Source organism: Flagellimonas lutimaris (genome assembly GCF_051494225.1).
In the GTDB taxonomy this organism is placed as follows: Bacteria; Bacteroidota; Bacteroidia; order Flavobacteriales; family Flavobacteriaceae; genus Flagellimonas; species Flagellimonas lutimaris_A.
Map to the genome: position 1 here is coordinate 72,959 of NZ_JBNPYE010000013.1, position 6,000 is coordinate 78,958.

Annotated in this window: 1 protein-coding gene; it reads left to right on the forward strand. The window is 39.7% G+C overall.

Annotation, left to right across the window (positions count from 1 at the left end; genetic code table 11):
- Positions 1-152: 152 nt before the first annotated feature.
- The gene (locus ACQQ5U_RS18145; RefSeq protein WP_437399718.1) at positions 153-5,915 is read left to right on the forward strand and encodes an ATP-binding protein; all 5,763 of its coding nucleotides are present in this window, start codon (positions 153-155) and stop codon (positions 5,913-5,915) included.
- The last annotated feature ends 85 nt before the right edge of the window (positions 5,916-6,000 follow it).

Sequence of the window (6,000 nt, forward strand, 5' to 3'; positions counted from 1 at the left end):
TACCAGTGAACCCGTTTTGACCATTTTTATCGATATGGAGGCCTATTATCACTTCCTCCAATAGAGTTATTCTTCTTAACGTGACGTTTCGCCTTCTTATCGTTTCAGTTAATCACGTAGAAATGAGTAAATTGTAGTCCAATACGTACCCAATGAATCGGATAAGAATTAAAGATGTGGACTTTAGGTTGAGTTTGCAGCCGGACATGTGCCTTATTGAAGAGAACATTTCCACTGAAGTACAGACTGCATTGTTGAGGAGGTTATCCAAGACAACATTTTTTAAAAATATTTCCATTAAGGAAATACGATCCTTAAGTACCAAGGAAGTTGTTTACCAAATACCTGTTCCAAGTAAAAGTTTTCCGAGAACTCCTAAGACCGATCGTGAATTTGATGATTTTTTGAGACGTACCATTGTATTGACCCAGGCTGTATTGGAGGTGCACGAAGCGAGTCATTGTTTTGGTGTTTTGCATAGTGATCGTTTCTTAGTGGATTCGGAGGGTAGTTTAATTATTACGGGGCTTAGCTTATTTCAAAAGAAGTATGCTAAAAGCGACTTGGCACATTATCAGGATAATGATTTTTATTTCATCGCTCCTGAATTTAGCAAGTGGAGTAACCAAAAGCCTGACCAACGTTCAGATATTTATGGTCTGGGAGTATTGTTGCATTATTGGCTTACCGGTGAACATTTTATAAAAGCAACAGATAAACAAGAAGTACTCCACAAGCATTTAACAGAGCCCTATGACGGTTCTATAAGTACCCTTTGGAAGCATACGGGCATCCACCAAATCATTAATGGCCTTCTTGAAAAGAAGCCGGAAAATCGATACCAATCCATACATGGTGTTTTGAAGGATTTGTCGGACTTGAAATCTCAGTTCAGCAAAGGAAATTTCAACGGATTCCCTTTATTGAATCTCAAATATAACCCTGGTGTAATTAATGTTTCTGATACCCTTCTTGAAAGGGATGATGCCCTTCAAAGATTAATGGATGTTTATTATAAGGTACGCGAAGGTGCATCTGCGGTTGCTTTTGTGGAAGGAGTTGCAGGTATTGGCAAAACATCTTTGGGCAAAGCTTTTGAGTCTGCTATTTCTGAACCGGATACCCTTTTTTCCAGAGGTAGTTTTGACAAATCTCAATCCACTCCTTATAGTGCGTTCCAACAAGCTTTTAAAAACATTGCACAGCGGATTCTACTAAAATCCGGCAAAAGCCATGCGGAAATCAGGGATATTTTCGTAAGTGGCCTAGGATCTGATTTGTCTGCACTTTTCGAAGTGGTACCTGATTTAAAAGAGCTTACAGGCAATCTTCCTCAACCAGAAACATTGAACCCATTGGAAACAGGAGATCGCTTTGTTAATCTTTTTGCCCGTTATTGCCGAACTCTTGATGGTATTGGATTAAAACGTATCATATTTATTGATGATGTCCAATGGTGTGACCTTTCTTCCCTTAAACTAATTGAATATATGGCCTGGGCCCCGATATCAAGGGTAATGTTTGTTCTGTCCTATGATCCGAAGGGCTTGTCAGAAGAACATCCCCTACGCCAGTTCCAACGTTCATTGAAGCAAGGCAAAAAATCGGTGCCGCTGATTAGCCTAAAACCTTTAAGTGAAGATGCCACAGAACAGATGGTATCGGAGGCCTTGTCCGAAAAAAGAGGGAAAATCCAAGACCTTGCCAATTTGGTATACAAAAAAACTAATGGTAATCCGTATTACATAAATCATTTCCTCCACTCGCTTCGAGAAAATAATATTCTAACATATGATACTATCGCTTACCGCTGGCAATATGACCTCGGTCGGGTAAGAGAACAGAATGTTGCCGAAAATGTGTTGGCCATTTATGAAAAACAATTGTTACTGCAGTCTTATCAAGCACAGGTACTACTCAAAGTAGCAGCCTATAACAATGGTAATTTTAATGTACCGTTGTTAGCCTCTATCTGTAAGTTTCCGAAAGAGATTGTAATTCTACTTTTGGAATTGTTAACCGAAGTGGGCCAAATATCCAAATTGGATTCAACTTTTGCTTCTTACGTATTTAATCATAACCAAATTCAACAGGCAGCTCTGCACCTCAAAATTCCAGGGTTTGATTTCTCCGAGGAAACGCTACATTATAGAATAGCACAGTTTCATTTGAAAAGTGATAATATCCATAGCTCCATTGAGTTAAATCAATTTGTGGAACATCTGCTTCATGCTCGTGAACTTGTTGACGGGGAAATGGTTGATGAATCCCTCGTTCATATCTTACAGGCCGGGCGACTGGCCAACAATTCAAATTCCCCCTCCGCAGCGCATCAGTACTTAAGTTTTGCACAGGAACTACAAGATAAATTTAAATTGGAAACCTTTGTATACGAAGTGCTTTTTGATTTGGCCAAGGCCTCTTACCTTTTAAGGAACATAGATGATGGTAAGTCATTTGCAGAAAAGGCTTTAAAAAGCTCCTCAAGCTTAAAAGAACGTTGCGAAGTTTACCTTCTGAACCTAAAATTCTTTGAAGCTTATTCGCTGTATGAAGAAAACACCAAGGAAGGGGTGAGGGCCCTGGAGGATTTGGGGTTCCCGTTGAAGTTTTCATCCAATGTTAAGAAGATCGATCAGAAATATGCGGAATTCTGTGAATCCATGCCTTCTAACTTAGAAAAAGTTATAACAAAGAAGCGCACTCCTTCGGAATCACATAGGTATGTCGTGGATGTTCTGGTAAATATGTTTACCTCTGCGAATCGAACTAATCTGGATGTATATACACTTATCCTCCTTAGGGCTGGCCGCCTTACGTTCGAATTGGGCAACACTGAATCATCACCTTTTATCCTTGTTCATCTTGGTTCGCTTTTATGCAATAGATTTAAGACCTTTGAAACAGGGGTTCAATTGGCTTCTTTGGGATTAAAATTATTGGACTCCAATGGGTCGGACAAGTACTACTCCAAGACATTGTCTGTCTACCACATTTCAATGGGCCCATTCAAGGAAACCTATAAAACACTGGAAAACCAATTGGAGCAAGGAATTGATTATTGCATCGATAGAGGCGATACCCAAGGAGCCAGTAATTTATTATATGCCAAAATTAGAAATCAATTGCATTCAGGCGAAGAGTTGTTGAGTCTTCTCAGATATTGTAATGAAACCTTGGATTCCGGAAACATCCAAAACAATAAGGTATTTGAATCTCAAGTACAGTTTATAAAATCAATTGTTCACAGGTTGGCCGGTGACAATGCAGAAATAATAGGTCAAAATCATGTAAAAGCTTTGAAGCTACTGGAGGAAAGCAACTGTAAAGCTTCGAAGGCAAGCTATCATATACTTTTAGGTTGGGTCTATTGTATCCAAGGAAAATATGCAAAGGCATCGAAATACTTCAAACAAGAGCAAGGTGCTCTCCAATATTCAAATTCAGAACCCCAATATTTTAGGTATCAAATCATACAGTCTGTTTGCGACCTTATGGTTCAGGAAGCTCCTAAAGATGAGGTTCTGGAACGCGTAATGACCAGACAGAAATATTTGAAGGGTTGGGTAGAGGCTGCGCCTCAAAATTTCAGGGCAGAATATGAAATGGTGGAATTATTACTGGCTTGTAAAACCCAAAATTTTCAAAATATAGCTGATAGGATTGAGAAGGTTCTTGGATGGACAGAAAAGGGAAGACTGGTTGCTGTAAGAGCATTGTTTGCTGATGTTCTAGCAAAAGCATTGCCCAAAGAAAGCTATGGGTTTTTAAAACAGGCACTTAATAATGAAGCGAGTAGAACCTTCGCAGTATGGGGAGTGCATGTTGACAAAGAAGCCTCAAATATAAATTTTGACAATTCCACAGGAGGATATGCCACTAAGGTCAAAGGTTTTGATTTCCAAAGCCTGATAAAAGCAACACAAACCATATCCGCCGAAGTTAATCGAAATCGTCTCGTGGAAAACCTGTTGCAGATTGTAATGGAGAATGCTGGCGCAGACAAAGGGGCACTCATTTTGTTAAATGGTTCGGAATTGAACGTGGTCACATATATTGATTTGACCAATGCGACAAATAAGCAGTTTTCGGAATGTAGGTTGGATGAATGCTCCACATTGCCTGTAAGTCTAATTGAGCATGTGGCTATAAGTAAAAAGGAAGTTTGTATCGACAATTTGACGGAGTATTGTGCCAATTTAGAAAATTCACTGTCCGATACCTCGGGTTCATTACTGCTCTTGCCCTTGGTCAAGCAATGTGATCTTGTTGGAGTCTTATATATTGCCAATAGTCAAATGACGGGAATGTTTACCGAAGGTGGATTAGAGGTGTTTCGTATAATTGCATCACAAGCGGCCATTTCTATTGCAAACTCAACACTTTACGAACAAGCAATTACATTGAACAATGAGCTAGCGGCCTCTCAAAAGGAACTTGCAAAACTTAACCAAGCGTTGGAGGAAAAAATCAAGAATCGCACACAACACCTACGCCATGAAATCGAGATGAGAAAAGAGGCGGAAAGAGATCTAATCTTTGCCAAGACCGATGCGGACAATGCCAATAAGGCAAAATCCCAATTTCTGGCAAACATGAGTCATGAAATTCGTACCCCTCTAAATGCGATAGTTGGGTTTTCACAAATTCTTACGAACCAAAGTAAAGCGCTGAATCTCACAAATTCCTTCCGTAGATATTTGAACAACATCTATCAAAGTGCGGAATCCCTTTCAGAAATTATCCGGGATATTCTGGACTTGTCCAAGATAGAAGCCGGAAAAACGGCACTTGTGGTCGAAGATATGGACCTGAGACAATTGTTCTTTTCAGTTTACCGTATTCAGAATAGCCTTGCAAAATCCAAAGAAGTAAAAGTAATATATGGCCTATCCCAGGGCACACCAAGATATGTTCGTTCGGATCGAGGTAAAATCAAACAGATTCTAATGAATATTGTTGGAAATGCCGTAAAATTTACACCCGCATCACATAATGTACTATTGGATTTAAGTGCAAGAGATGGATTTTTGATTTTTAAGGTTACAGATGAAGGAATCGGAATCCCAGCTGCTGATTTAGAACGAATTTTTGAACCCTTTACACAGTCCGATGCCGGAATGGACAGAAAATATGGAGGAACTGGTCTTGGGTTGGCAATTACCAAAAGTTTGGTAGATATCCTAAAGGGAAAACTTACGGTTGAAAGCGAGGAAGGTAAAGGAACATGTTTTACCATACAAATACCTTACGAATCGGCTGCTCCTTTGCAATCAGATAATCCAGAAGCTGTGTTGGCCAACTACCGAATACCTACGAACAGCAAAATTTTGGTAGTTGAAGATCACCCGATGAACCAAGAAATGATTCGCGCATTATTTTCCGAGTTAGGATCGGAAATCCTTTTGGCAAGCAATGGTAAGGAAGGCGTTTCTTTAGCAAAGCGTTATAATCCCGATATCATCTTCATGGACATTCATATGCCGGAGATAGATGGTTTCGAAACCCTTAAATTGATTCAAAAGTTTAATCTGGAAGTACCGGTTATAGGGCTATCGGCAGATGCTTTTAAGGAGCACCAAGAAGCCGCAATTAAAGCAGGATTTTCTGCATATCTTACGAAGCCGGTTCATGTACCCAAGCTAGTTAAGCTTCTAAAACAATTCCTGCCCGATGCATCCGTACAAATGATAAAAAAAGCAAGCACGCTTAATGATCAGCAATTATATCAAAGGGCACGTGCCCTTGAGACCATTCAAAAATTGCCGATTTTTGAAACAGAGAAACTGGCAGAGGTTGCAGCAACGCTGAGTGAAATATTACCTTCTGCTGCTTTAAATAAATTGGAGGATGCCATTTATACAGGTGATGAAGTGGCTTTGCAAGAATTTTTAACGGACACATTGAATGTATAAAGACACTTCTATCCTCGTCGTAGATGACAATCGACAGGTCCTGGAACTGGTCAACCATGTTTTGGCCCAAGTTGGTTATCATATT

What these genes read in the sequence shown, in the direction of transcription:
- ACQQ5U_RS18145 (WP_437399718.1), top strand. Translation starts at nt 153, where the DNA reads ATGAATCGGATAAGAATTAAAGATGTGGACTTTAGGTTGAGTTTGCAG.